The organism is Verrucomicrobiota bacterium, from assembly GCA_037139415.1.
Classification (GTDB): Bacteria; Verrucomicrobiota; Verrucomicrobiia; order Limisphaerales; family Fontisphaeraceae; genus JBAXGN01.
Window position 1 is genome coordinate 1 of sequence record JBAXGN010000335.1, and the last position, 3,507, is coordinate 3,507.

A 3,507-nucleotide genomic window follows, 5' to 3' on the forward strand; every position below is an offset into this window, starting at 1 on the left:
ACTATCGCACCCCGGACGGCAACGCAAGAAATAACTTAACGAAGTAGAACTAAGATTCCGCTGGTGCCCATGTTTGCCCAGCAGGCATTGATTTTGATCGGTACGGATGAATTGATTAACGAGCCCCAAATATTGGCTGCATAAGTAAAGGCCACATTAGCGTCCGCTGGCCAGCCGACGCAAACGTCACCAAAGGCGTTTGCATCCCCCGTATTTAGGTACTGGATTGTGAACGTCGCGCTGGCCGATTTCTGCCCCTTCCTAGCAACAGGCGCAGGAACTTTGAATGGCTGCGTTCCCAATTTCCCAAGCATCACTTGGCGGGTGGGCGAGGTAATTGTCATCTGCACGCCGTCTGAGGGCGGTTGGTTAGTGTCCGTCTGTCCGATCGTTGCCTGCGCGAAGATTAGTCCAAACAAGACAGCACCAAGGATTAAGGAGACAGGTGACGAATCGTTGGTCGTTACCATGGACGGCGTTCCACCTTCTTTTGGCTGGTCAGTTGTCCCAAGGAGCAAAGGCGCAAACGAACGGTGACGTTTGGTACTATGTGTTTTATTCATTTTTCCTCCGGTTTATGTGAAATTCAAGATTGCTTATAAGTTGGATAAAAAAATTGCAACAATTGAACAGTTGGGACAATGCCAACACCAAGTCGTACCACAAGGAAAACTCTTTCTGTGTGGGGTATATCCATAAATGATTGATCTATGGGAATGCCGAACATGAATATTGCTTACTATGGTGTCGTATTTGTGTCAAGTGTTATGTTGTGGTTTTATAAGATATTTTTCCTGTAAATGCAGAAATTACCTACTCCAATCTTAACGTGTTGAGAATCAACAACAAAGCGCTGACACAAATGAGAGTGAAAGTAACTTGAATATGTCGGGCGGTAGGTGATTCCAATCTTCAATATCTATGCAGTACAATGTATCATGCAAAGTTTTGGCGCTGGTGACGCTGCTGGGCGCGTGTGCTGGCATGGAAGCCGCGGATGCGTTGCCATCCTTTGATTTCAAGTCCGCCACTGTCGTGCGTGAGTGGGGAACACCGCATCATATTCCCGTTTTGCGGTCAACCGACGAGGGGCTGGAGATCACCATCGCCGGTAACGACCCATACTTTCATGGGCCAGCGCGCGATTACCCGGCGGGTGAACTGCTGACGATGCGCCTGCGCTTGAAGTCGGAGCAAGGTGGGATGGGGCAGTTTTTTTACTATCAAGACCAGGCAAGTCCTGAACAGGTGGTGTCCTTCCCGGTACCGCGCAACCGGTGGGTGGATTTGCGGATTCCTTTTCCTGCGCTCCGCAAGGGATACCATTTGCGCTTCGATCCACCCGGGCAAGGCGGCAAGTGCATTGTGGACACTCTGCGGATGGAGCGGCGGCTTTCGGTGAAAATTCCGGTTTGGCCTCCCATGCCAAAATTGGTGCCCGGTGCTGAAAAGACCCTTACCTCCGGCGATTTGGAATTATGGGCCAATCCGCAGCATCCCGCCGGATACGAGTTGCGGGTGCATGGGCGCAGCATGGCCGTCGGTTTCCCGCATTACCGGGTGGGGTATCTCTGGCAGGAACAGCCCGTCTGGGTAAATTTTCCCGTTGCCCAGGTCGTGCCAGCAAAGAGTGGCTCCAAGGGAACGTATGCCTTCCGCAGTCGGCTGCGGGATGCGCAGGGTGCGGAATGGCTCCACGAACAGGAGTTTCAGGCAGATGCCGCCGGAACCATCCGCGTGGAGACGCGCGTTACTGTCAGCCAGAACCGTGAGGTCTTGTTCCTGCCCATGACATGGCTCGCGGCGGGAGCGCAGTCTTTCGGCACCAACAAGCATCAGGGACTGTTTGCCGGACTCGAATATTTGGACAATGAACCCAGTAGTTCCACCGCCGATATTGAAGGGCCACAGGCGCAGCGGCAGGTGCCCGCTAATCACAAAATCACCTTCCCGCTGATGGCGATTGAGCAGGCGGGACATTACGTGGGATTGATTTGGGAGGATCACCTGCAGTTCAGCGCGGTGTTCGATTCGCCGGACCGCCTCGTTAATAGTGGCGGTCATCTCATGGGTGTGCTATGGCCGCAATCGGACGGTGAAAATCGCGAGGAGGGTAGCCTGGTGCCATATTCTCCCCAAGTGTTGATCGCAGGAAAGCCGCTGACTTTGCGCGCCAAATTGATTGGTGGTGTTGGCGATACGGTGGTTGCCGCCGTGCAGCACTATGTGCGCGTGCAAGGCTGGCCGAAACCGCCGGAGACTGGCTTGAACCAGGAACAGTACGTGAGCTTGGCCGCGTACGGTTGGCTGAATTCCAAGATCCGCAGGGGGAATCTGTACCGGCACGCCTATTGGCCGGGCTTTGGTCCAACTCCAGCAGCGGATGCCGCTCTGTTCCAATCATGGCTGGCGCAGAAAACGACGGATGCATCCACGCGCCAGCAATTGATCGAGGCTTCCGCCCAGGTTCTCCAACCTATTCCTGTCAACCAACTGTATCATTCCGGCGTAGGCCATGTGCGTACCCCGGCGGCTGCACTGGCGTTCAATGAAGTGCGCCTCAACTTGGAGACCGCCCGTGCCCAGGCGCGTCACTTCACCCAGCAACTCAGCGCCCAGGGCGTCATCCGGTATCATCCGACGGCCAACCGCCCCGACTACGGGCGCACGTATCACACCAACCATGCCAATGGATTGACGGCGCAAGTGGTGTACAGCGGTTTGGCCGCCGCCGCTTTTAGCGGTGATCCATCGTTGATCAGTAATGCCGTGCAATGCTTGAAGGGCCTGTCCATTTATCGTCAAGGGGTGCCGCGCGGCGCACAGACTTGGGAGATTCCACTGCACACCCCCGATATCCTGGCCTCGGCCCACTTGGTTCACGCCTATGTCATTGGATATGAGTTGACGGGGGACACCACGTTCTTGGAGGAAGCCCGCTACTGGGCGTGGACCGGCGTGCCCTTTGTATATCTGGTTGCCCCCACTGAATATCCGGTCGGGCCTTACTCCACCATTGCGGTGTTGGGTGCCACGGGATGGCGAGCGCCGGTCTGGTTCGGGCAACCAGTGCAATGGTGCGGACTGGTGTATGCCGACGCGCTGTACCAATTAGCCGTGGTTGATGCCAATTCGCCTTGGCGCAACCTGGCGGATGGTATCACCCGGGCGGGATTGCAGCACACGTGGAAGGCGTTGGATGTCGAGCGCGCCGGTCTGTTGCCTGATTTCTACCTTCTCGCGGTCCAGCAAAGCGATGGCTCGGCAATCAATCCGGCTACGGTCGGCATCAATGCGGTGCGACTCTATGGCGGACCGCCGATCTATGAATTTCGCGCTGCCCGCCGTTCCGAAGTGCAACTTCATGCGCCCGGCGGAATCCAATTGCGCGAGGATAAACCCGAACTGGCATCCTTCACCGTCCAAGGTTGGCCGGGTTCGCCCTATTCCGTCCTAGCCCCAGTTTACGAGTTAGCATAGTCGTTTTTCTGTAAGCTGTTTTGGTTT

Annotated in this window: 2 protein-coding genes; one reads left to right on the forward strand and one right to left on the reverse strand. The window is 55.6% G+C overall.

Annotation, left to right across the window (positions count from 1 at the left end; genetic code table 11):
• Positions 1-35 precede the first annotated feature (35 nt).
• Positions 36-563 carry a hypothetical protein gene (locus WCO56_29310; GenBank protein MEI7733700.1) on the reverse strand — a complete coding sequence of 176 codons (528 nt, stop codon included), beginning with the start codon at positions 561-563 and terminating at the stop codon, positions 36-38.
• Positions 564-921: 358 nt separating this feature from the next.
• Here WCO56_29310 and WCO56_29315 point away from each other — a divergent pair, with 358 nt between their 5' ends.
• On the forward strand, positions 922-3,480 hold the full coding sequence (locus WCO56_29315) for a hypothetical protein (protein MEI7733701.1): 2,559 nt from the start codon (positions 922-924) through the stop codon (positions 3,478-3,480).
• Positions 3,481-3,507: the final 27 nt, after the last annotated feature.

Coding starts and splice junctions, on each gene's coding strand:
- WCO56_29315 (MEI7733701.1), top strand. CDS start 922: ATGCAGTACAATGTATCATGCAAAGTTTTGGCGCTGGTGACGCTGCTG.
- WCO56_29310 (MEI7733700.1), bottom strand. CDS start 563: ATGAATAAAACACATAGTACCAAACGTCACCGTTCGTTTGCGCCTTTG.